This is a genomic window from Methylobacterium sp. WL19 (assembly GCF_008040005.1).
GTDB classification, from domain to species: Bacteria; Pseudomonadota; Alphaproteobacteria; order Rhizobiales; family Beijerinckiaceae; genus Methylobacterium; species Methylobacterium bullatum.
In genome coordinates, this window is the sequence record NZ_VRVC01000068.1 from 1 (window position 1) to 21,238 (window position 21,238).

The window sequence follows — 21,238 nt, forward strand, 5'->3', positions numbered from 1 at the left end:
GGGCGGGGACTCCCTCTTCGCCGGCGCGGGCGCGGACACGTTCCTGTTCACCGACGGAGACGGTCGCGACGTCATCCGCAAGTTCGACGGGCTCGAGGACACGCTGGACGTCAGCAGCCTCGCCGCCAGCATGGATGACATGACCTTCAGGTCATACCGGGGCGGAACCGGCATCGTGATCACGTTCGAGGGTGACTCCGCCCCTTCGGACAAGATCATCCTGCTCGACGTCGCGTACCAATCACTGACCGAGGGCAACTTCCTGTTCTAGAAACGGCGCCTGCATCGAGCAGGACATCAGGCAATTGCCAGCCCATGGACCGAACCGGATCGCGCAGTCGGACCGGTTCATGGGCCTTGCCGTGAGGCGCCTCGCGGAACGGGCGCCCGCCCGTTCCAAACAACCTTCACCCCTCGCCCTCCCCCGCCAGCGACCATTCCAGCACGCGGGCGAGGTGGTCGTAGTCGCCGTAGGACTTGGCGAATTTCGGGTAGGGACGGGAGACGTAGGCCGCGTCGCCGGCCATGAAGCGGGCGACGAGGACGCGGAAGCGTCGCTCGTGCTCCTCCACGATGGCGTCCAGGGTCCGCGGGTCGCCGCGCGGCGGCTTGACCGGGAGGGGGGTGAACGGGTTCCGCCCGCCGGTGGCGTGGACGTAGAGCAGGTCCGGCGTTTCCTCGCTGCGCGGAACGCCCTCGAAGGCGCCCGCCTTCAGCATCGCCGCCTCCAGGGTCAGCTGGGGCGAGAAGCCGGCGAAGACCTCCTTGTTGCTGGGCGGCTGGCCGGTCTTGAAATCGACGATGCAGGCGGTCCCGTCGCGGCGCTGCTCGATCCGGTCGGCCCGCCCGCGCAGGGTGAAGACCTCCTTGCCCATGGGCAGGGCCCACCTTCCCGACATCTCCGGCCGCACCCGCGTGAGGGCGGGACGACGCTCGGCCTCCCAGTCCAGGTATTCGGCGGCGATCCGGCCGTAGCGCGGCCACCACTCGGCATAGAGTTCGGGAAAGGTGTCGGCGATATCGGCGAATTCCGCCTGCGCCAGGGCATTCAGGCGTTCGGCGGCGTCCTCGGGCAATATCTCGGGATGGGCCTCGGCGAAGTCGCCGAGGATCGCGTGGATCAGCGTCCCCCGCTCGCTGGCACCGGGCCGCCCGGCGACGGGCTCCAGCGGATCGAGCCCGAGAACGTGGCGGGCGAAGATGACGTAGGGATCGCGCACCAGGGTCTCGACCTCGGTGACGCTCAAGGTCCGGGGAAACAGGGCCGGGTCGGGCTTCGGCTTCGGCTGGGTCAGGCGCGCCGGCACCGGGCCGGCGCCTCGGTCGAGGGCGGCGACGTAGCCGAGGAAGCGCCGCCCCCTCTCGCGGGCGCGCTCCCAGCAGGCCTCGCCGGCAAAGGCCTGGAGCCGCTGGAGAAAGCGCGAGGGCACCGTCGGTGCGCCTTCGCGCTTGGCCGAGCGGGTGATGACGGCATCGTGGCAGCCGAGCGCCTGGACGAAATCATGGGCGGTCTGCCCGATCCGCCGCTCGGGGGGATTGAGGCCGATGCGTTCGCGCATGGGGCGGTTGAGGAAGGCGTCGGTCACCGTCTTCATCGGCCACACGCCCTCGTCGAGCCCGCCGAGCACGATGCGGTCGGCATCGAGCAACCGGGCTTCGAGGAGGCCGAGGATCCGCAGGCGGGGATGGGGGCGTATCCCGCCGCAGGTCACCACCCGCTCGCGGGCGAGCGCCGTGAAGAAGGCCGGGTAATCGAGGGGCATTCCCGGCAACAGGCCCGGTTCCGACGTGGACAGGTCGTCGAACAGGGTGTCGAGGACACAGATCGCGTTGTCCTCCGGCGGCTCGTCCCCCTCGGCGGGCGCGATCAGCCGATCGAAGACCGCGGCGTGGCTGCGCCCCAGGGCGACGAGATCGACCCTGCCGCCCTCCTCCGACCGGAGGAACCCGTCGAAAGCCTGTTCCAGGCGGTCGACGATCCGGGCCGCCAGATCCCAATCGATGTCGGCGAGGCGGCGCTGGGCGCGGGGGATGCGTCCCTTCGCCGTCCGCCGGTCGGCGAGAACCCGGCGCAATCCGTCGAATCCGGGAGCCGGCGCCGGCCCGCGCAAGGCCCCGATCTCGAGGGCCGCCGCACCGCGCCGGACCTCGTCGCGCGTCATGCCGAGGCGAACCAGCGGATGGGCGAGGAGGGCGATCACCCGATGCGGCTGCAGGTCCGCCGCCATCTCGGCCGCCATGCGCGCCAGACGCCCGGCCGGACTGACGGAGAGCGCCTCCCCGGCAGAATCCTCGGCGACGATCCCCCAGCGCGCGAGTTCGGCCGCCACCCGTCTGGCGAGGTTCCGGTCGGGGGTGACGAGAGCGGCGGTGGCGCCGGGCGTCTCGAGGGTCTCGCGCAGGGCGATGGCGGCGGCCAGGGCCTCCTCCCGCTCATCGGCGGCTTCGATCACCGCGATGCCCGCCATTCCGGTATCGGCGGTCTCGCGGCGCGCCTCGGGCGACAGCTCCGACCAGGCATCGGTGGTCTCGGCCGGGCGCAGAGCCTGCGACAGCAGCGCCGTCCGTGCCCGGTCCCGAGGCGCCGGCTCCCCCAGCGCCGTGATCGCTCCGCGACCGAGGGCGAGACAGCCGGGGCCGAGAAGGCGATGCAGGATGGCCTGGGGATGGCCGTGGGCGATCTCGCGATCCGCCCCCTCCCCCGTCTCGATGGCGTCCCAACCGGCCTCGTCGAGGTCGGTATCGAGGCCCGGCAGCACCACCGCCCCCCTCGGCAGGGTGGCGACGGCCGCGATCAGCTTTGCGGTCGCGGGCACCGACCCGGTGGAACCGGCGATGATGACCGGGTCGCCGGGCTTGTCACGCATCAGCCGCGTCGCCTCCGCGAGGATGAGCGTGCGCGAGCGCGCCACCGGATCGCTCAAGGCGCGGTCATGCAGGATCTTGGGCCAGTTCTCGGCGGCGATGCGCACGAAATCGAGGGTGAGGCCGAAATAATGCGAGTACTCGGCCTCCACCGCGCTGGCGATCTCGGTCCAGGCCACGCCCTCCACGGTGAGGGCGTCCATCAGCTTCTCGAGATCGGAGGCGAGGTAGACGGCGTCCGCCGGCGAGGAGGGAACGAGGAAGGGCACGTCGTCGCCCATGGGGAGGAGCTTGCGGTCGACGGTCTCGGACCAGGCCTGGACGAGGCGGGCGAGGATCAGCCGGCGCTCCAGGGGCGGCATCGCCGGGGCGAGCTGGTCGGAGCCGTTCTCGATGAGCGGATTGGCGGCGACGTCGAGTTCGGCCTCATCCGCTTCGCCCAGCGGGATCAGGCGCGGCAGGAGCGCGCTGCCGAGCCGCTCGGCCAGGATCGCGGACAGGGCCCGCGTCGCGCGCCGCGTCGGCAGATAGAGGGTGACGCTGGCCAGGGCGAAGGGATCACCGGCGACGTTCCCGACGAGATGGCCGGAGATCAGCGCGTCGGCGAGGGTCGGCAGGAACGAGGCGCCGGGGGGGATCGTGAAGACGCGGGACTCCGTCATGTCGTCGTTCCGATCCTGCCCCCTCACTGCACCTGCGCGCTCGCCTTCACCCGCGCTTCGGCGGCCTCGATCGCCTCCGGGGTGCCGACGTGAAGCCATTGGCCGTCAAGGCGCAGGCCGAACAGGCGTTCCCGCTCGATGGCGCGGTCGAACAGCAGGTTGAGAGAGAACGAACCCTCCGGCGTGCCGGCGAAGAGTTCGGGCTTGAGGATGGCGACACCGGCATAGATGAAGGGCGCGACCTCACGCTCGCCGCGACGCTGGAGCGCGCCACCGGCAGTCATCACGAAATCCCCCTTGCCCTCGTAGCCGAGACTCGTCGCCGTGGGTGCGACGAGGAGCAGAATGTCCATCCGCTCCGGCTCCCAGGTGTCGATGAGCCGGCCGAGATTGGGCTGAGGCCCTTCGAGCCAGAACGAATCCGAGTTGAGGACGACGAAGGGGTCCGTGCCCAGAAGCGGCAGGGCCTTCTTCACGCCGCCTCCGGTCTCAAGGAGTGCGTCGCGCTCGTCGGAGATCCGGATCGCCGGCGCCGTCCTGCGACGGGCCAGATGACCTTCGAGCAGGTCGGCGAGGTAATGGACGTTGACGACGGCCTCCCCGATCCCGGCCTCCGCCGCCCTGTCGAGGGCATGGTCGAGCAGGGCGCGGCCGGCCACTTCCACAAGGGGTTTGGGCACGGTCGCCGTGATCGGCCGCATGCGTTTGCCGAGGCCCGCCGCGAGGACGAAGGCGCGTTGGATGGCGGATACGGGGCTGTCGGACATTCCGTCGGCGTCTCGGGGGCGAGGGCTATGGCATCGGGTGCGGCGGCATCGTGGGGAACTCGCTCCTCGGGTCAAGCCCGAAAGCGCGGCCCCGCAGGGCAATCGCTCCACGCGCTCGCCCTGGCTTTCTCGCTGGCCTCGGTCACCGGCGCCCGCCTCCACGGGCTCAGGCCTCGCCCTCCTCCGCCGGCTCCTTGGCCACGAGATGGGGCAGATGCTCTTCGTGCCACAGGCGAATGCGGGTGAGCGCCGGATGGGCGAGGTTGCGGGCGAGATAGCCCTCGATCCGGGGCAGATGCGCGAGATAGGCCGGCTTGCCGTCCCGCTTGTCGAGCCGAGCGAAGATGCCGAGGATCTTGGTGGCGCGCTGGGCGGCCATCACCGCATAGGCCCGCGCGAAGCCCTGCATGTCGAAATCCGGCTCGCGACTGCGCCGTTCACGCACGTAGAGGCCGAGCAGGCGCAGTTCGAATTCGGCCGTGGCATCGACCCGGGCATCCTGCAGCAGGGAGGCGAGATCGTAGGCGGGGTGGCCGAGCACCGCGTCCTGGAAATCGATGACGCCGATGCGCTCCAGCCCTTCGCGTTCGGGCATCCAGATCAGGTTCGGCGAATGATAGTCGCGCAGGGTCCAGGTCGGACGTTCCGGCTCGACGCCGCGCAGCACCTCGGCCCAGAGCGCCACGAATTCGGAGCGGGCGGGTGCGGGCAGGGAGGTCCCGAGTACCGACGGGCAGTACCAATCCGGCAGGAGCTCGGTCTCGAACAGCAGCGCTTCGAGATCGTAGGGCGGCAGGACGTGGTCGACCCCATCGGCGACGGGGAGAACCCCGGGGAGCTCGGTGGCATGGAGCTTGGCCAGGAGGCGCACCGCCTCGGCATAGCGCTCGGGGCGCGGGCCATTGGCATCCACCACGGGTTCCGAGCCCAGATCCTCGATGATGAGCAGGCCTTCGTCGAGATCCTCGCCGTAGATGCGGGGTGCCGAGAAGCCGAGGGCGCGAAGACCACGGTCGACGCCGACGAAGGCGTGGACGCTCTCGGCCAGCTTGACGATGGCGCTGTAGGGCTTGCCGTTGCGCACCGGCGGCCCGTCCGGCCGCGCCGGGGAGATCATCAGCACGGCCCTGGTCCCGTCCGGTTTCACCAGACGCTCGTAGGCGCGCGAGGACGCATCGCCCTGCATGAGGATGCGCTCCGCCTCGTCCCAGCCGCTGCGGTCGAGGAGAGCGCGGAGGGCGCGGGCACGCTGCATGCGGGCGCGCATGCCGCCCTGGCCGTCGATGCGGGCAAAGCGCGAGCCCTCACCGAATTCCGGCCGCAGCGACAGGTCGACGGACAGGATAGGCCCATCACGCAAGCCGAGGCGCTCGGGCCATTCCACCAGGGTGATCGCGGTCTCGGTCATCTCGTCGAAGCCGAGTTCCACCAGCTCGTCCGGCCCGCGCAGGCGGTACAGGTCGGCATGGACGATCTGCCGGCCGTTCTTGCCTTCGTAGGGCTGGATCAGGGTGAAGGTCGGGCTCGGGACTTCGAGCTCAGGCTCGCCCGTGAGTTCGCGGATCAGCGCCCGCGCAAGGGTGGTCTTTCCGCCGCCGAGCCCGCCGGACAGGGCGACGATGTCGCCCGGCAGCAGGAACTCCGCGAGAAAGCGGCCGAGATCCTCCGTGGCGCCCTCGTCGGGAAGGACGAAGGCCCAGGCGGCTTTGGTCTCGCGCCGGGGCTCGCCCGAACCGTCCTCACTCACCGCCACATCCTCCGTCCGCGCCAAGCAGGTTTCGCAAAAGTGGTCACCGGTTTTGCGTCCCAAAACCTGCGATACTTCAATGGCCTAAGCAAGGTGAAGCGTTGGCTCGACAACGCGAACCTGCTTAGCCACGCTGCGGCCTCGAAGCCCGGCCACGCAATGGCCGAGACGTGAGGCGCGCCGCTCATCTTACGCAAGCACCCTTAATCAAAATCGCCACTCACCCTAAGGGCTGACGCATGTGCGGGCCAGCGGCGCGAGCGGGCCGACCTCGTTTTCACCGGGGATGGATCAGGGTCGATGAGGTCGCGGGAGGACGTCAGGATGCTTCCAGCGCCGGAATGGGCCTGACGTCCGGTTTAAGCTCCGCGGCGGACATTTCGTCGCCGTGGCCTCGATGCCCGTCGGTCGAAGGCGTCATTCCGCCGCCGCGCGTTTCGGCTCCGCGACGTTCACGGGAAACGTGCAGGTCACGCGGGTACCGCCACCCGGCTTGGACGTGAGCTCCACCCGGCCGCCGTGGAGCTCCACGAAGGAGCGCACGATGGAGAGGCCGAGGCCGACGCCGCGATGGCGGGTTCCGAGGGTGCGGCTCTCGAAACGGTCGAACACCCGCGCGGCGACGTCTTCCGGCATGCCGCGGCCCTCGTCGCGCACGGTCAGGGTGAGCTCCGTCTCCGTCCGGTGGGCCGTGACGCGAACCACCTGACCGGGTGACGAGAAGCCGACGGCATTGGAGAGGAGGTTGAACAGGATCTGCCGCACGCGCTTTCCGTCGGCGACGAAACTGCCGATATCGGCGGGCATGTCGAGATCGAGGCCGATGGCGGATTCGGCCAGACGGTCCTCCAGGCCGCGGGCGGCCGCCTCCACCGTCGCCCGGACGTCGATGACCTCCCGAGCGAGTTCGAGGGAGCCGGCATCGATGGAGGCGAGATCGAGAATGTCGTTGATCATCACGAGGAGCGCCCCCGAGGAGCGCATGATGTGATCGGAATATTCGCGCTGGCGCTCGTTGAGCGCACCCACGGTCTCGTCGCCGAGAAGCTGGGTGAAGCCGATGATGTTGGTCAGCGGCGAGCGCAGTTCGTAGGAGACGTGGTGGACGAAGGTGTCGCGCAGCTGCGAGGCCCGTTCCAGGGCGTCGTTCTTGTCGGTCAGCGCCCGCTCCACGTTCACGCTGGCGGTGACGTCGATGAGGGTGAGCAGCGTCGCCCCCTCCGGCAGGGGCTGAGCGGCGCAATCGAGCACCGTGCCGTCCACGATCTCCAGACGACATGTGAGGCCCGCCCGGCTCTCGAGGCCGGTGATGGCACCACGGATGTCGAGCCAGGGCTCCTCGTCCGGCGACAACTTGCGGCAGACATCGATCACCGCATCGACGCGCGGACGCTCGCCGAGGGTCTCCTGCTCCAGGCGCCACAATGTCGAGAAGGCACGATTGGCGAAAGTCAGGCGGCCATCGGCGCCGAACACCGCCACCGGTTCCTTGAGCGTGTCCAGGGTCTCGGCCTGCACCCGCATCAGGGCGTTGTAGCGGGATTCGAGCTTCACGTTCTCGGAGACGTCGTCGAACAGGTAGGTCAGGCCGCCCTGGGGATTGGGATCGGCGACCACACGCAGCGAGCGTCCATCGGGCGGATGCCACCAGGTCTCGCTGGCCTCCACGGCGCGGTAGGCGGCGAGCACGTCGGATTTCCACGCCTTGAAGTCGGCCTGTTCGGGAAGCTTGCGGGCGGCGCGCAGATGATCGAGGATCTCGCCGTCCAGGGGGCCGGAATCGAGGAAGGCCTGATCGAGGCTCCAGAGCTGGCGATAGGCGGCATTGTGGAAGATCAGCCGCTGGCGCGCGTCGAACATCGCCACGGCGGTGGGAAGCTGGTCGAGGGTGCGGACGTTGGCGTCCATCTGGCGCTGCAGGTCGGCGCGGACGCTCTCGAGTTCCGAGACGTCCACGGCGATGCCCACGCGGCCCGAATCGATGACGGCTTCGGTGACGTCGAGGATGCGCCGGCCGCCGGCCACCACCGCCGACAGGCGCTTTGCCGCCCTGCCCCCGGATGCCGTCCGGTCGCCATCGCTGCGGGCGATGAGGTCCCGCGCCTGACGGTCCAGGAGTTCGATCCCGCCGGCGATGGCCGTCTCGCGGCTTCCGGCTTCGACGGCGGCGACATAGGCCGTGTTGACCCAGGCCAGGCTGCCATCGCGGTTCCGGCGCCAGACCGGCTGGGGAATCGCGTCGAGGAGGCTCGCGAGGGCGGACAAGCCGCGCTTGGTCTCGTCGAGGGTCTCGCGCAATTCGGCGAGTTCGCGATGTTCCTCGGTGGTCTCGCGCAGGCGCAGCAGCGCCCGGCCGGCCAAGGGCTGCCCGTGCGCGTCGATGATCCGCCCCGATTGCGCCCGCACCGTCATCCGGAACCCGGCGCCGCGTTCGCGCAACGCATCGAGGGAGGCTTCGATCGCGCCCGCATCCGCCGGCACAAGCCAGGTTCCGAAAGCGAGGATGAGCCCGGCCGGGCCGGGTTTCACGCGGTTGCCGTCGAAGGCGAGGGTGAGGTCGCCTTCGATGATGGCCTCGCCGCGCCCCGACCATGTGACGATGACCTGCCGTTCGGAGCTGAGCAGCATCTCGGCCCGGTCCTCGGAGCCGCGCAGGGTATCCAGGTCGGCGATGAGGGCGCGCTCGCGCCGCGTCCACCGCCCGCGCTCGCGCAGATGCAGCAGGGACAGGATCGTCGCGAAAACCGTGAGACCGATGAGGATCGCGAGGCCGGTGGCATTGTGCATGTGCAGCGGCAGCCCGAAGCCCCACGATGATTGCTCGCCGGCATAGCCGGAGCCGAGCGTCGACGCACTCGGCACGGGCGCGGGCGCTCCATCGGCGGAGGCCGCCGCGGCCTGTCTCATCATCGCGATGCCCGTCGCGAAACCGACCGCGACAGAGACGACGGCAGCGGCGACACGCCCGTACAGGCGTGCCGTTTCATCGACCCTCATGACACGTACCGCCCCTACGAATCGTCGCTGAGGCGCAACTGCGCCCTACCCGCGACACGCCTCGAAAGGCGGCTGCGAGGTTACCTCCACATGAGGAATCACCCCACACTAGCGCGAGCCGGAATCCTGCCGGAAGAGGGTTAAGCTTAAGTTCACCATGTTGCCGACCGGTTGCCCGGACATCGGCGCAGAAAGGACACACTCGCGGCACCGCCTCGGCGCGGCGAGTGTGACGAAAAAGGCCCGGCGAGACGCCGGGCCTTTCTCACTCCGTATTCGCGGGCCGGCGAAAGTCGCCTTCCGCCCGTCCGATCAGTAGCGGTAATGGTCCGGCTTGAAGGGGCCGTTCTCGGAGACGCCGATATAGGCGGCCTGATCGGGACGGAGCTTCGAGAGCTTCACGCCGATCTTCTCGAGATGGAGCATCGCCACCTTCTCGTCGAGGGCCTTGGGCAGGGTGTAGACTTGGCGTTCGTACTTGCCCGGGTTGGTCCAGAGCTCGATCTGGGCGAGCGTCTGGTTGGTGAACGAGGCCGACATCACGAAGGACGGATGGCCGGTGGCGTTGCCGAGATTCACCAGGCGTCCCTCCGACAGGAGGATGATGCGGTGGCCGTCGGGGAAGGTGATCTCGTCCACCTGCGGCTTAATGTTCGACCACTGCATGTTCTTCAGGCCGGCGACCTGAATCTCGTTGTCGAAATGGCCGATGTTGCAGACGATGGCCCGGTCCTTCATCGCCCGCATGTGGTCGAGGGTGATGATGTCCTTGTTGCCCGTGGCGGTGACGAAGATGTCGGCGCGGGGCGCTGCATCTTCCATCGTCACGACCTCGTAGCCTTCCATGGCGGCCTGGAGGGCGCAGATCGGATCGACCTCGGAGACGAGCACGCGGCAGCCGGCATGGCGCAGCGACGAGGCCGAGCCCTTGCCGACATCGCCGAAGCCGGCGACCATGGCCACCTTGCCGGCCATCATCACGTCGGTGCCGCGGCGGATGCCGTCCACCAGGGACTCGCGGCAGCCGTAGAGGTTGTCGAACTTCGACTTGGTGACGGCGTCGTTCACGTTGATCGCCGGGAAGAGCAGCTTGCCCTCCTTGGCGAGATTATAGAGGCGGTGCACGCCCGTGGTGGTCTCTTCCGAGACGCCCTTGATCGAATCTGCGAGGCCGGCGAACCAGCCCTTCGGCTTCTCGGCGAGCTTCTTCTTCAGGAGGGCGAAGAAGATCTCCTCCTCTTCCGACTCGGGCTTGTCGAGGAAGGCGGTGTCGCCGTTCTCGGCGCGGAGACCCAGATGGACGAACATCGTGGCGTCGCCGCCATCGTCGAGGATCATGTTCGGCATCGAGCCGTCATGCCAGTCGAACAGCTTGGAGGTGTAGTCCCAGTACTCGGTGAGCGTCTCGCCCTTGATGGCGAAGACCGGGATGCCGGCGGCGGCGATGGCGGCGGCGGCATGGTCCTGCGTCGAGTAGATGTTGCACGAGACCCAGCGGATGTCGGCGCCGAGCGCCTTCAGGGTCTCGATCAGCACGGCCGTCTGGATCGTCATGTGCAGCGAGCCGGCGATCTTCGCGCCCTTCAGGGGCTGCGACGGACCGTATTCCTCGCGGGTGGCCATCAGGCCCGGCATCTCGGTCTCGGCGATCGAAATTTCCTTGCGGCCGTAATCGGCCAGACCGATGTCCTTGACGATGTAATCCTGGGCCATGGGGTCGCTTCTCCGTCTCTCGCTTCGTTGTGGCGAGGCCTATAGCAGGCGAACCGGCGCGAAGCAATCAAGACATAAAGATGTCTTTATACGTGTTCCAGGCTGCACCGGTTTGGGATTGGGTTCGCGGGACAGGAAGGAAAGAGCGGATGGGACGCTTCACCGACGAGATGCGCGCACGCCTGCCGGCCGGCTTCACGCTGCCGCCGGAGATCGCCTCCCTGTTCGACTGGATCGAGGAGCGGGGCTTTCTGCACGAAAGCCAACGCGTGCCCGGCGACAGGTTCGGGACGCTTCAGCCGCTGGAACCGCCCTACCGGGGCGCGGTCGTTCTGTTCCGGGTCGAGCGGGAGGACGAGGCCCGCTCCTATGCCGAGGGCTGGTTCGGAAACCCGGACACTGCCGCGCGCCTGATCCCCTTCGCCCGGACGGGTGCGGACGGTTCCTACGCGGCCTTCTGGCTCGATGACGAAGGATGTCAGCGCATCCTCCATCTCGGATCCGAAGGCGACGGCCTCTGCGTGCTCGGGCAGACGCCCCTCGATTTCCTCCGGCTCCTGGCCATCGGGCACAACGAGTTGGGGACCGGGCTCGCGCATCCCGACGCGGAGCCGGAGGACGAACCGGATTACGAGATGGAGGTGGACAACCCGCCCTTCCGGGATTGGCTGACGACGACCTACGGCGTGACGATCCCCAGAACGGTCTCGGAGATCGTACCGGCGCCGCCGGACAGTTTCGCCAAGGCGAGCGACGACCCGTTCTGGCAATGGGTTCGCCGGCTGCAGGAAGCCAGGGACGGGGCCGTTCCACCCGGTCCCTGACCCGCCCCCAAAGTCATTTCCGATGACCTGCCCGGCATCTGGCCGCCCGACGAGACCGTCCTCGGTGCGCTCAAGCGGTCGATGAGCCTCAGCCCTCGTCCCGCAACTGCCGCCGGATGATCTTGCCCGAGGTCGTCATCGGCAGGGACTCGCGAAACGCGATCTCGCGCGGATATTCGTGCGCGGAGAGGCGCGAGCGGACGAAGGCCTTGATCTCGTCGGCCAGGGCGTCGCTCGCGGCGACCCCTTCCCGCAGGACCACGAAGGCCTTGACGATCTCGGTGCGGAGCGGGTCCGGCTTGCCCACCGCCGCCGCGGAGGCGACCGCCGGATGGCGCAGGAGGCAATCCTCGATCTCCACCGGCCCGATGCGGTAGGCCGCCGAGGTGATGAGGTCGTCCTCGCGGCCGATGAAATGGACGTAGCCGTCGGCATCCCGCCGGGCGGTGTCCCCGGTGAGCATCCACTCGCCGCGAAACTTGGCGGCGGTGGCCTCGGGCTGGTTCCAGTAGCCGAGGAACATCACCGGGTCGGGCCGGGCGACGCAGATCTCGCCGGGCTCGTCCACCGCCGCCTCGCTGCCGTCGGCGCGCTGGATCGTGACCCGGTGGCCGGGCACCGGCCGGCCGGTGGAGCCGGCGCGCGCGATCCCCGCCGCCTTGCAGGAGGCGAGGACGAGGTTGCACTCGGTCTGGCCGTAGGCCTCCCCGATGGTGAGGCCGAGTTCGCCGCGTACCCATTCGAAGGTTTCGGGCCCCAGCGCCTCGCCGGCCGAGGCGATGTTGCGCAGGCGTGAGAGGTCGAACCGCCCGCGCGGGTCGGGTACGCCGCGCAGCATCCGGAGGGCGGTGGGTGGCAGGAAGGTCGTGGTGATGCCGAGTTCGGCGATGAGCGCCAGGGCCGTCTCCGGCGCGAACCGCGCGGTGGCCCGCGCCACCACCGGCACGCCGTGATGCAGGCTCGGCAAGACCGCGTTGAGGAGCCCGCCCGCCCAGGCCCAGTCGGACGGCGTCCACATCAGGTCGCCGGATTTGGGGGGGAAGTCGTGCATCATGGCAAAGCCCGGCAGATGGCCGAGGAGCACGCGATGGGCGTGGAGCGCCCCCTTGGCGAGGCCGGTGGTGCCTGACGTGTAGATCATCAGGGCCGGATCGTCGGCCCGGCTGTCGATGGCCGTGAAGCCCGCCGGGGCCGAGCCGATCAGGTCGGCATAGGCGTGCACGCCCTCGGCGGCACCGTCGAGGCAGACGAGATGGGCGAGGGCCGGCAGGGCGTGGCGAATGCCCTCGATCTTCGCCAGTCCGGCCGCATCGGTGATGAGCGCGGCGGCACCGGAATCCGACAGGCGGTATTCCAGCGCCTCCGGGCCGAACAGGCCTGCCAGCGGCAGAGCGATGGCGCCGAGCTTGTAGGCGGCGGCATGGGCGACCACGACGGCGGCCGATTGGGGCAGAAGCACCCCGACGCGGTCGCCCGGGCGCAGGCCGAGCCCGACGAGGGCGTGAGCGAGGCGGTTCGACGCCTCGCTCAACTCTCCAAAGGTCGTCGTCGTCACCGCCCCCGAGGACGAGACGTCGTGGATCGCGGCACGATCCGGCTCGATCCCGGCCCAGCGGTCGCAGACATCGACGCCGATGTTGAACAGCTCGGGGATGTCCCAGGCGAAACCCGACACCAGGGCATCGTAATCGGAGGCCGGTTTCAGCACGACGGAGACCTCACTCCCCGGCGGTTCGGAAGCCGCCGGCGAAGACGAAATCCGTGATCGGACGACGGCCGGTCGGGCTCTCCTTCGCGGTCTGCTCCTCCGTGAGATCGGCGGCCTCGGTCATGCGGCCGACGCCATAGGCGGCCTCGACCCGGTAGGTCTCCGGTACGTTGAGGGCCGTGATCGTGCGCTCCCGGTCGAAGCCGGTCATCCCGTGCGCGTGCCAGCCCTGGCGAATGGCCTGGAGCTGGAAATTCGCCGAGGCCGCGCCGGCATCGAGGGAATGGCTCCAGGACGGCTTGAGCTCGTCGCCGACCTTCATCTGCGTGTTCGAGACCAGGATGACGATGGCGCCGGTGTCCTTCACCCATTTCTGGTTGCCGGGCACGATCAGGTCGAAGAACACCTGCCAGTCGGGCGTGTCGCGCAGGGCGTAGAGGAAGCGCCAGGGCTGCGAATTATACGCCGACGGCGCCCATCGCGCCGCCTCGAACATGCGCAGCAACTCGGCTTCCGGCACGGCCTCTCCCGTAAAGGCGCGCGGCGAGCGGCGCTCGATGAAGAGCGGGTCGATCTCGTGGTCGGGCTGACGAGGCGGCAAGGCAATCTCCAAGGGTGACGAATCCGCATGGCACATTCGTGCCGGCGAAGCGTTCAGGGGGGAGATGCACGAGGTTGGGTGCAAAGCGCAAATGTCCCCTGCGCGCACGAACCAAAGCGGGGATTAATTCCATTTTTGGTTGCAAAAAAATCGATCAGATTTGATCGACCGTTTTCAGAAAAATTCAGAGTCGTTAGGTATATTCATCCAGGCTGGAGGCATATTTGACCCAGCGATGGGACGAAACGGCGATTTCGCTGTTTAGGACGGTGCGGTCCAAGGCTTGGGCCAGGGTGACTTCGGGGCGAATGACGGTGAGCCGTGGACGCATCGCGTGACTGAACAATCCATTTGCCGGTTGAATATTGACGTGAAGCCAGCGCTCGATGCCTCGAGCGTCGGCGAAGACGCACGCATGCTCGACGCCATCGACCGGCAGCTGCACACGCAGAGCTTGAAGCTCGCCTTCGACTCCGATCTCGAAGCACGCTTCGAGGATGACACTCGCGAGAAACGCATCCGCGACATTCGTCGCACGGTCATCCTCGGCATGGTGGTCTTCCACATCTACAACATCGCCGGTTTCGTGACGACGCCGGACCTGGCCCTCCTCAATGTCGGGTTGCGCGTCTTTGCGATGACTCCGCTCGCTTTGCTCATCATCTGGGCGGTGGGGCGGGTCAGCGGGCCGGTTCGGGAGGCCATCGGCGGAATCGGCATGCTCGCCGCCACCGGCATCCCCATCCTGATCTTCTGGATGGGAACGGGTCCCCTGGTCTCGTTGACCACGGCAACGATCTGGCTCAGCGTCCTCTTCGCCAACATCACCCTGCCCCTGCGGTTCTTCTGGGCCTGCTTCCTGTCGGGCATCACGGCCGTGGCCGTGGTGGCGGGGCTGTGTCTCAAGCCGGAAATCGTTCCTTCCGTAGGGGGCGTCCTCGGTCTCGACATGATGACCGGCATCCTCTTCAGCCTCGTCGCCACCTACAGGATCGAAGCCGCGAACCGCCGGGACTATCTCGTCAACCTGCGCGAGACCCTGCGCGCCAAGCGGCTGGCCGAGGACAACACCACCCTCGCCCACCTCTCCACCACCGATTCGCTCACCGGCATCGCCAATCGCCGGGCTTTCGCCCGCGAGCTCTCGGAGTTCTGGGAGGCCAGCCTGGCCGGCCGGCATTTCGCCGTGATGTTGATCGACGTCGACCACTTCAAGCTCTTCAACGATCATTACGGACACGGCGCCGGCGACACCTGCCTGCGTGAGGTCGCCACCCTCCTGGCGAAGACGGCCGCGGGCTCGGGGGCGTTCGTGTGCCGCTATGGCGGCGAGGAATTCGCCGTCCTCATGCACGCCAAAGACCCCGACGAAGCCTTTGGATTCGCGGAACGGTTCCGACGCTGCGTCGCCGAGAAGGGTCTCCTGCACGGCAACAGGGACGACGATCTCGGCTTCGTCAGCGTCAGCATCGGGGTGGCGACGAGCTGCGGCGTCGCGGTCACGGCCGGGGGACTGGTCGAGGCGGCCGACATGGCGCTCTACGAAGCGAAGGGCGCGGGCCGGAACCGGACCTCCCGCAACGGCAAGGCCGGCAACGGTGATGGAGGCTCGACACGACGGGTGGCCGCCGCCCATTGGAGCGTCAATCAGAAACCACCCATCGCCAAGGCGGGATGAACCCCACGCCCCGCGTCATGGTCTCGACCATGGCGATCACGCGATGAAGGCAGCATCGGCGCCGCTCTTCGCGATCCGCAACGGACCCGGCCCGCGCGAGACGGAAATCATGGTTCGGATAGTGCTTGGAACACCGGACGCGACCGTCCCTGTACCCGGTGTCTGATCCACTCGTCCGGTCCGGACCTCAGCCCGCGCCGGACTCGCCCGATGGAAGGACGAGGCCGGCGCGGGCTGGGGGTGGACTAATCGACGACCTTTGCCGTGGGACGGTCGTTGCCCTGGGCGGTCTCGTCGTGCCAGTCGCCCTTGCCGTCCTGGTAGCGGATGCCTTCCGTGGAGCCCGGCACCTGCTGCTCGGCGGCGGCGGCCTGGGCAGCCTGCAGGGCCTCGTCGTGGCTGGGGAAGGTCTCGGAGAAGACGTCGCCGACCTTGTAGGCGAAGCCGCCATCGTGTTCGACGATGCGATAGGTGATCTCGGACATGCGGGTTCCTCCTCACGGCGCCTGCGTTGTGGCGCCACGTGCTCGGCATGGCGAACGGGGCGGGCCTGTCCGAGGTTCCGTCGCAGGCTCAGTGCCGGGTGGGCGGAATTGGGTCCAGGACGGCCACGGCGGCCTCACAACCGGCAATCAGAGACTCCCGGACCTCTCTCTGGTCGAAGCCGATTCCGTCAGGGAACGCCATGATATGGGCGGCATCTCCGCCTTCCCGGAGAATCCTACAGATCCAGCCCTCGGCCACCCGCTCGAAGTGCACCTCGTAACGTGTGCCGTCATGCTCGAATTCGTGAGGGTCCATCTCTGCCTTCCTTCCGGGCCGTCGGATCACGGCCCGTCCGGTGGGCCTCGCCGGATGTGGGAAGCCGGGCTATGGCGTCAACGACCCAACCGAATGCGAAAGATCCGGCGATGCGCCTTCTCCTGCCTGCTGCGTCCCTCTGCGCGGTTCTCGCCTGTCCGGCGGCCTTTGCCCAATCGGGCGGAAGCCTGTTCGGCAGCCCCGAGCGCGTGCCGGCCAATCCGTTCGCGTCGAACTACCCCTCGGCCGCCCCACCGCGCGCCCAACCCGCCTACGAACGGTCACCGGGCGGGGAGGTTCGGCGGCGCGTCGTGAGACCTGAGCGGGCCGATTCGTTTCTCCCACCCCGCGACATCCCTCGATGACGCGCCCATGGGGCGTCAGCTCTGGCTCAGCTCACCTGCGATGGCGGTGACGATACGGGGATCGTTGGGTTCGACCGACGAGGGATAGGCGCCGACCAGGCTTCCGTTTCTGCCGACGAGGTATTTGTGGAAGTTCCAGTTCGGCGTGGAGCCGGGCTTCTCGGCGGCGGCCCAGCGATAGAACGGATGGGCCTGCGGCCCGCGCACATGGGTCTTGGCAGCGACCGGGAAGGTGACGCCGTGATTCTTGCGGGCCGCCTCGGCGATGGCGACGCCGTCGAGGGGCTCCTGATTGCCGAAATCCGGCGACGGCACGGCGATCACCGTCAGGCCGCGCCCGCCGAAGCGCGTCCACAGAGCCTGAAGCCCGGAGAACTGCCCGGCAAAGCCGCAGGCGGTGGCGGTGTTGACGATGAGGATCGGCTTGTCGGCGAAATCCTTGAGGGCGATCAGCCCGCCCTCCGGTTTCTCGAAGGTGAAGGCCCCCGCATTGCCGTCGCTGGTCGCGGCGCGCGCGCCGGTGGCGATGACGGTGCCGAGAAGAAACAGGGCCTGTCGGCGAAGTAGGGTCATCGAGGGTCGCTCCCTTGCAGAGCCCAGGATGGGAATCGGCTCATCCTTGGCTCAGCTGAAACTAGTCCGCTCTTCCGGCCTGTCCACCATGGGGGGCGGCGTCGGTGGAACCTTTCGCAAGGGCTCAGCTTGAGCGAGGACCGAGTTCGACCCCCGAACCCAGAGCGGAAAGACACGCCCTATGCGCATCCTGTTGCTTGCAGCGACCCTCGCAACGCCCCTCGTCTTCGCGGGAGCGACGATCGCCGCTGCTCAGACGACGGAACCGCAGAATGCGGGCACGGCACCGGTGCCGGCGGCGCCCGCGACCCTCAGCAACGATCTGCGTCCGACCTTCGTCGCACAGACACCCACGGACCGGGTCACGTCCAAGCTGATCGGCCTGACGATCCAGAACGGCGCCAACGAGACGATCGGCGAGATCGCCGACATCGTTCTCGACGAGGGCAGCACCATCAAGGCCTGGGTGGTCGGCGTCGGCGGCTTCCTCGGCATCGGCACGAAATACGTGGCCGTCGACCCCAGCGCCCTGAAGCTCACCCGCGTCGACGACAAGACGCTGAAGGCGACCATCGACACCAACAAGGACCAGCTCCGCGCCGCACCGGAATATCTCTATCTCGGCCAGGCCAAGCCCAATTCCGGCGACACGAAGCCGACGGACACGAAGGCGTCCGAGACCAAGCCGGCGGAGAGCAAGACGGCTCCCTGAGATCGATCTCGCCGCGCATCCCGGTTGCGGTCATCAAACGAGAGAGGCGGCCGAGACATCGTTGCCTCGGCCGCCTCTCTCGCTCAAATCCCAGGTTCGGCCAGCCCGCCTCAGTTGCGCGTGCAGAGAGCCTCGCGCACGGTGCTGGCGACAGCATCGTTTCTCACTTCGTTCGTGACGAACACATCGTCGGCCCCCTCGTCGATCACGTCGGGCAGAGGATCGCATGACGGCTCGTTGGCGAAGACGATCCGCAGGTCGGGCCGCAATGCGCGTGCTTCCAGAACCAGCTTGGTGGAACACAACTCGCCTTTGAGGCTGATATCGGTCACCAGCACGTCGACCGGCAGGCCGAGCGCCAGGACAGTCATCGCATCGACACCCGAATCGACGGTCGTCGCCGAGTAGCCGGCGCGCCGGATCTGCGAGGCGACCTCGTCGCGCCAATGCTTCTGTCGTCCGGCGATCAGAACCTGAACGCCATAGGCTCCTCCGGTGGAAGCCGTCGATTCCATGATCGAAACTCCTGTTCCTGTCGGGACATGCCTGGATCGGCACGAGCCGCCACCGGCACTGCGATCACTGTGCGACGCAGCATCGTAGGATGCGATGGCGTCGCAAGACAAGGAGCCTGTGCCAGTAGGCGACCTGTATCAAGGGAATTCCTCTCCGGCTCGACTGTTCCCTGGATCGGCGGCGCATCCGCCGCTCCGGCGGTTGACGGGGCGGCAGCGCACGGGGCAACACGGCGCCGCCGTGGGACGCCACCGTTCGCGGCGGACAGCCGGAGCCCGACAGACCGATGTCATCAGCCAAAGCCACTCCCGTCTCGCCCCTCGCCCCGACGAGCGTGCCCGAGCTTCCCCCCATCGGCGGCGTCGGCATCGCCACTGCGCAGGCCGGCATCCGCTATTCCGGGCGCACCGACGTGCTCTACCTCGCGATGCAGCCGGGAACGCAGGCGGCGGGAGTGTTCACCCGCTCCAAATGCCCCTCGGCCCCTGTGGATTGGTGTCGCGAGGCGCTGGCGCGCGAAGGCGCCCGCGCGCTGATCGTCAATTCCGGCAACGCCAACGCCTTCACCGGCTCTCGCGGCCGGGACGCCGTGGCGCTGACCGCCAAGATCGGCGCCGAGGCGGCGGGATGCCGGCCCGACGAGATCTTCATCGCCTCCACCGGCGTCATCGGCGAACCGCTCGACGCGACGAAATTCGAGGGCGTGCTGGCGGATTGCGCCTCGCGGACCGAGACCGGCCCCGAGGCCTGGGCGGCGGCGGCGCAGGCGATCATGACCACCGACACCTTCCCCAAGCTCGGCACGCGCACGGCGACGATCGACGGGACGACGGTGACGATCAACGGCATCGCCAAGGGCGCGGGCATGATCGCCCCCGACATGGCGACGATGCTGAGCTTCGTCTTCACCGACGCGGCCTTGCCCCAAGTCGTGCTCCAGACCCTTCTGAGCGCCGGCACGCAGACGAGTTTCAACTGCGTGACGGTGGATGGCGACACCTCCACCTCCGACACGCTGATGCTGTTCGCCACGGGAGCGGCCGGCAACGCGCCCGTGACCGATCCGGGCGACGCCCGCCTCTCGGGCTTCCGCGCGGCGCTGGACGACCTCTTGATCGAACTGGCGCAGCTCGTCGCCAAGGATGGCGAGGGCGCGCGCAAGTTCGTCACCGTCAACGTGAAGGGCGCGACGAGCAACGCCTCGGCGCATCGTATCGCCATGTCCATCGCCAATTCGCCCCTGGTGAAGACGGCCATCGCCGGCGAGGACGCCAATTGGGGCCGCGTCGTGATGGCGGTGGGCAAGGCAGGCGAGCCCGCCGACCGCGATCGCCTCGCGATCTGGTTCGGCGACGTCCGTGTGGCCCGCGAGGGCGCCCGCGACCCGGATTACAGCGAGGCGGCGGCGAGCGCCGTCATGCGTGAATCCGATGTCTCGGTGACGGTGGACCTCGGTCTCGGCGACGGCACGGCGCGGGTTTGGACCTGCGACCTGACCAAGGGCTACATCGAGATCAACGGGGATTACCGCTCGTGAGGCGCCTCCTCCACCGGGCGGCGGCGGCGAGCCTCGCCCTCGCCCTCGCGATCCCCGCCTTGGCGGACGACGATAAGGCCAAACACGAGAGCCGCATCGTGGTGACGGGCCGCGCCCGCGCCGAGACGCCGCCGGACTTCGCCTCGGTGGAGATCGGGATCGAAGCCAAGGGCGCGACGCCGGCCGCCGCCCTCGACGGAGCGAGCAATGTCGTCCGCGCGCTCATCGCGCTGTCGGCCGGGTTCGGCGTCGGCGAGAGCGATATCGGCACGACGGCGGTCACCCTCACCCAGGGAACGCGGGAGGTGCGTCAGCCCGACGGCAGCATCACCGAGAAGCCGGACGGCTACCGCGCCGCCAACAGCCTGCGGGTCCGCCTCGCCGACATGGGCAAGCTCGGCGAACTGATGCGCAAGGCCCTCGATTCGGGCGCGAACCGGATCGAGGGCGTGGCGTTCGGCCTGAAGGATCCCAATGCGGCGGAGGCGACCGTGCAGGTGGCAGCCATGAAGGATGCGATGGCGCAGGCCGGACGCCTCGCCGAGGCCGCCGGAGTGAAGCTCGGACCGCCCCTGTCGATCCAGACGACGCCCCAGGGCGGCGGGATGCCGATGGCGATGGCGGCGGCTCCGATGCGGTCCAAACGCCCCGGCGTGCCGGTGCCGCTGGCGGCGGGCACGATCGAGACGAGCGCCGAGGTCTCGGCCAGCTTCGCGATTCTGCCTTGACGGCGTCTCCGTTCCGCATCCTCCTCGTGGTGGCGGTCGCCCTGGTGGATGCGGATGGCCGCGTTCTCCTGGCCCAGCGCCCGGAGGGCAAGCAGCTCGCCGGTCTCTGGGAGTTCCCCGGCGGCAAGGTCGAGCAAGGGGAGCGGCCGGAGGAAACCCTGATCCGCGAATTGCGGGAGGAAATCGGGATCGAGGTGAAGGAGGCCTGCCTTGCCCCCCTCACCTTCGCGAGCCACGCCTATCCCGATTTCCACCTGCTGATGCCGCTCTATGTCTGCCGCCGGTGGGAGGGCATGGCCCGTTCCATGGAGGGGCAGGCGCTGAAATGGGTCCGCCCGCGCGCGCTCAAGGACCAGCCGATGCCCCCGGCCGATGCGCCGCTGATTCCGTTCCTAGTCGATCTTCTCGGGCCTTGATGGCAGAACCCGGCCGCCACAGGTTGTC

General features: G+C 68.4%; 18 protein-coding genes and 1 pseudogene. 7 read left to right on the top strand and 12 right to left on the bottom strand.

Annotated features, from left to right (window positions below):
* Nucleotides 1-271 (top strand): annotated as a pseudogene (locus tag FV220_RS25525) (hypothetical protein); the annotation flags it as partial.
* A 136-nt stretch (nucleotides 272-407) separates the two neighbouring features.
* Here the strand turns inward: FV220_RS25525 and addB are convergent.
* The 5 genes from addB to ahcY all read right to left on the bottom strand — a co-directional run bounded on the left by addB (nucleotide 408) and on the right by ahcY (nucleotide 10,751).
* Nucleotides 408-3,527, bottom strand: coding sequence for a double-strand break repair protein AddB (addB, locus tag FV220_RS14475; protein ID WP_147832166.1), 3,120 nt, complete (start codon nucleotides 3,525-3,527; stop codon nucleotides 408-410).
* Between the two features lie 23 nt (nucleotides 3,528-3,550).
* Nucleotides 3,551-4,294: a nucleotidyltransferase family protein gene (locus FV220_RS14480; protein ID WP_147832168.1), complete on the bottom strand. Its 744-nt coding sequence runs from the start codon at nucleotides 4,292-4,294 to the stop codon at nucleotides 3,551-3,553.
* Nucleotides 4,295-4,460: 166 nt separating this feature from the next.
* The gene (tsaE, locus tag FV220_RS14485; protein ID WP_056142886.1) at nucleotides 4,461-6,047 is read right to left on the bottom strand and encodes a tRNA (adenosine(37)-N6)-threonylcarbamoyltransferase complex ATPase subunit type 1 TsaE; all 1,587 of its coding nucleotides are present in this window, start codon (nucleotides 6,045-6,047) and stop codon (nucleotides 4,461-4,463) included.
* 411 nt (nucleotides 6,048-6,458) lie between these two features.
* Nucleotides 6,459-9,038, bottom strand: coding sequence for a PAS domain-containing sensor histidine kinase (locus tag FV220_RS14490; RefSeq protein WP_147832170.1), 2,580 nt, complete (start codon nucleotides 9,036-9,038; stop codon nucleotides 6,459-6,461).
* 312 nt (nucleotides 9,039-9,350) lie between these two features.
* Nucleotides 9,351-10,751 carry an adenosylhomocysteinase gene (gene ahcY, locus FV220_RS14495; protein ID WP_018042100.1) on the bottom strand — a complete coding sequence of 467 codons (1,401 nt, stop codon included), beginning with the start codon at nucleotides 10,749-10,751 and terminating at the stop codon, nucleotides 9,351-9,353.
* A 149-nt stretch (nucleotides 10,752-10,900) separates the two neighbouring features.
* On the opposite strand from ahcY, the gene FV220_RS14500 reads away from it, so the two are divergent.
* Nucleotides 10,901-11,575, top strand: coding sequence for a hypothetical protein (locus FV220_RS14500; protein ID WP_147832172.1), 675 nt, complete (start codon nucleotides 10,901-10,903; stop codon nucleotides 11,573-11,575).
* Nucleotides 11,576-11,663: 88 nt separating this feature from the next.
* Here FV220_RS14500 and FV220_RS14505 read toward each other — a convergent pair whose 3' ends face one another.
* The 3 genes from FV220_RS14505 to FV220_RS25530 form a co-directional block, all read right to left on the bottom strand.
* On the bottom strand, nucleotides 11,664-13,283 hold the full coding sequence (locus FV220_RS14505; protein WP_147832174.1) for an AMP-binding protein: 1,620 nt from the start codon (nucleotides 13,281-13,283) through the stop codon (nucleotides 11,664-11,666).
* Between the two features lie 10 nt (nucleotides 13,284-13,293).
* Nucleotides 13,294-13,920: a nitroreductase family protein gene (locus FV220_RS14510; RefSeq protein WP_056142825.1), complete on the bottom strand. Its 627-nt coding sequence runs from the start codon at nucleotides 13,918-13,920 to the stop codon at nucleotides 13,294-13,296.
* Between the two features lie 157 nt (nucleotides 13,921-14,077).
* Nucleotides 14,078-14,329: a hypothetical protein gene (locus FV220_RS25530; protein ID WP_187273422.1), complete on the bottom strand. Its 252-nt coding sequence runs from the start codon at nucleotides 14,327-14,329 to the stop codon at nucleotides 14,078-14,080.
* On the opposite strand from FV220_RS25530, the gene FV220_RS14515 reads away from it, so the two are divergent.
* Nucleotides 14,300-15,562: a GGDEF domain-containing protein gene (locus FV220_RS14515; RefSeq protein ID WP_187273423.1), complete on the top strand. Its 1,263-nt coding sequence runs from the start codon at nucleotides 14,300-14,302 to the stop codon at nucleotides 15,560-15,562. The two genes, FV220_RS25530 and FV220_RS14515, sit on opposite strands and share 30 nt — an antisense overlap.
* Nucleotides 15,563-15,807: 245 nt before the next feature.
* Here FV220_RS14515 and FV220_RS14520 read toward each other — a convergent pair whose 3' ends face one another.
* The 3 genes from FV220_RS14520 to FV220_RS14530 form a co-directional block, all read right to left on the bottom strand.
* Nucleotides 15,808-16,047 (bottom strand): hypothetical protein, encoded by a 240-nt coding sequence (locus FV220_RS14520; RefSeq protein WP_018042095.1) that lies wholly within the window; start codon nucleotides 16,045-16,047, stop codon nucleotides 15,808-15,810.
* Nucleotides 16,048-16,135: 88 nt separating this feature from the next.
* The gene (locus FV220_RS14525; protein ID WP_018042094.1) at nucleotides 16,136-16,363 is read right to left on the bottom strand and encodes a hypothetical protein; all 228 of its coding nucleotides are present in this window, start codon (nucleotides 16,361-16,363) and stop codon (nucleotides 16,136-16,138) included.
* Between the two features lie 380 nt (nucleotides 16,364-16,743).
* On the bottom strand, nucleotides 16,744-17,301 hold the full coding sequence (locus tag FV220_RS14530; RefSeq protein ID WP_018042093.1) for a glutathione peroxidase: 558 nt from the start codon (nucleotides 17,299-17,301) through the stop codon (nucleotides 16,744-16,746).
* Nucleotides 17,302-17,482: 181 nt separating this feature from the next.
* Here FV220_RS14530 and FV220_RS14535 point away from each other — a divergent pair, with 181 nt between their 5' ends.
* Entirely contained in the window at nucleotides 17,483-18,013 is a 531-nt protein-coding gene (locus FV220_RS14535; protein ID WP_147832178.1) for a PRC-barrel domain-containing protein, read from the top strand.
* 110 nt (nucleotides 18,014-18,123) lie between these two features.
* On the opposite strand, the gene FV220_RS14540 is transcribed toward FV220_RS14535, so the two are convergent.
* Complete coding sequence (locus tag FV220_RS14540; RefSeq protein ID WP_018042091.1) at nucleotides 18,124-18,528, bottom strand: hypothetical protein; 405 nt, start codon at nucleotides 18,526-18,528, stop codon at nucleotides 18,124-18,126.
* A 287-nt stretch (nucleotides 18,529-18,815) separates the two neighbouring features.
* Between FV220_RS14540 and argJ the strand changes: the two genes are divergently transcribed.
* The 3 genes from argJ to mutT are packed head-to-tail and all read left to right on the top strand — an operon-like array spanning nucleotide 18,816 to nucleotide 21,210.
* Nucleotides 18,816-20,066: a bifunctional glutamate N-acetyltransferase/amino-acid acetyltransferase ArgJ gene (gene argJ / locus FV220_RS14545; protein WP_018042090.1), complete on the top strand. Its 1,251-nt coding sequence runs from the start codon at nucleotides 18,816-18,818 to the stop codon at nucleotides 20,064-20,066.
* A complete protein-coding gene (locus FV220_RS14550) occupies nucleotides 20,063-20,794 on the top strand; it encodes an SIMPL domain-containing protein (RefSeq protein WP_147832180.1) in 732 nt (243 codons plus the stop codon). Before argJ ends, FV220_RS14550 begins: the two co-directional genes overlap by 4 nt.
* Complete coding sequence (mutT, locus tag FV220_RS14555) at nucleotides 20,791-21,210, top strand: 8-oxo-dGTP diphosphatase MutT (protein ID WP_056142805.1); 420 nt, start codon at nucleotides 20,791-20,793, stop codon at nucleotides 21,208-21,210. The genes FV220_RS14550 and mutT overlap by 4 nt, the downstream gene beginning before the upstream one ends.
* Nucleotides 21,211-21,238 lie beyond the last annotated feature (28 nt).

What these genes read in the sequence shown, in the direction of transcription:
- addB (WP_147832166.1), bottom strand. Translation starts at nt 3,527, where the DNA reads ATGACGGAGTCCCGCGTCTTCACGATCCCCCCCGGCGCCTCGTTCCTG.
- FV220_RS14480 (WP_147832168.1), bottom strand. Translation starts at nt 4,294, where the DNA reads ATGTCCGACAGCCCCGTATCCGCCATCCAACGCGCCTTCGTCCTCGCG.
- FV220_RS14490 (WP_147832170.1), bottom strand. Translation starts at nt 9,038, where the DNA reads ATGAGGGTCGATGAAACGGCACGCCTGTACGGGCGTGTCGCCGCTGCC.
- ahcY (WP_018042100.1), bottom strand. Translation starts at nt 10,751, where the DNA reads ATGGCCCAGGATTACATCGTCAAGGACATCGGTCTGGCCGATTACGGC.
- FV220_RS14500 (WP_147832172.1), top strand. Translation starts at nt 10,901, where the DNA reads ATGGGACGCTTCACCGACGAGATGCGCGCACGCCTGCCGGCCGGCTTC.
- FV220_RS14510 (WP_056142825.1), bottom strand. Translation starts at nt 13,920, where the DNA reads ATGTGCCATGCGGATTCGTCACCCTTGGAGATTGCCTTGCCGCCTCGT.
- FV220_RS14515 (WP_187273423.1), top strand. Translation starts at nt 14,300, where the DNA reads ATGCTCGACGCCATCGACCGGCAGCTGCACACGCAGAGCTTGAAGCTC.
- FV220_RS14520 (WP_018042095.1), bottom strand. Translation starts at nt 16,047, where the DNA reads ATGTCCGAGATCACCTATCGCATCGTCGAACACGATGGCGGCTTCGCC.
- FV220_RS14525 (WP_018042094.1), bottom strand. Translation starts at nt 16,363, where the DNA reads ATGGACCCTCACGAATTCGAGCATGACGGCACACGTTACGAGGTGCAC.
- FV220_RS14530 (WP_018042093.1), bottom strand. Translation starts at nt 17,301, where the DNA reads ATGACCCTACTTCGCCGACAGGCCCTGTTTCTTCTCGGCACCGTCATC.
- FV220_RS14535 (WP_147832178.1), top strand. Translation starts at nt 17,483, where the DNA reads ATGCGCATCCTGTTGCTTGCAGCGACCCTCGCAACGCCCCTCGTCTTC.
- FV220_RS14540 (WP_018042091.1), bottom strand. Translation starts at nt 18,528, where the DNA reads ATGGAATCGACGGCTTCCACCGGAGGAGCCTATGGCGTTCAGGTTCTG.
- argJ (WP_018042090.1), top strand. Translation starts at nt 18,816, where the DNA reads ATGTCATCAGCCAAAGCCACTCCCGTCTCGCCCCTCGCCCCGACGAGC.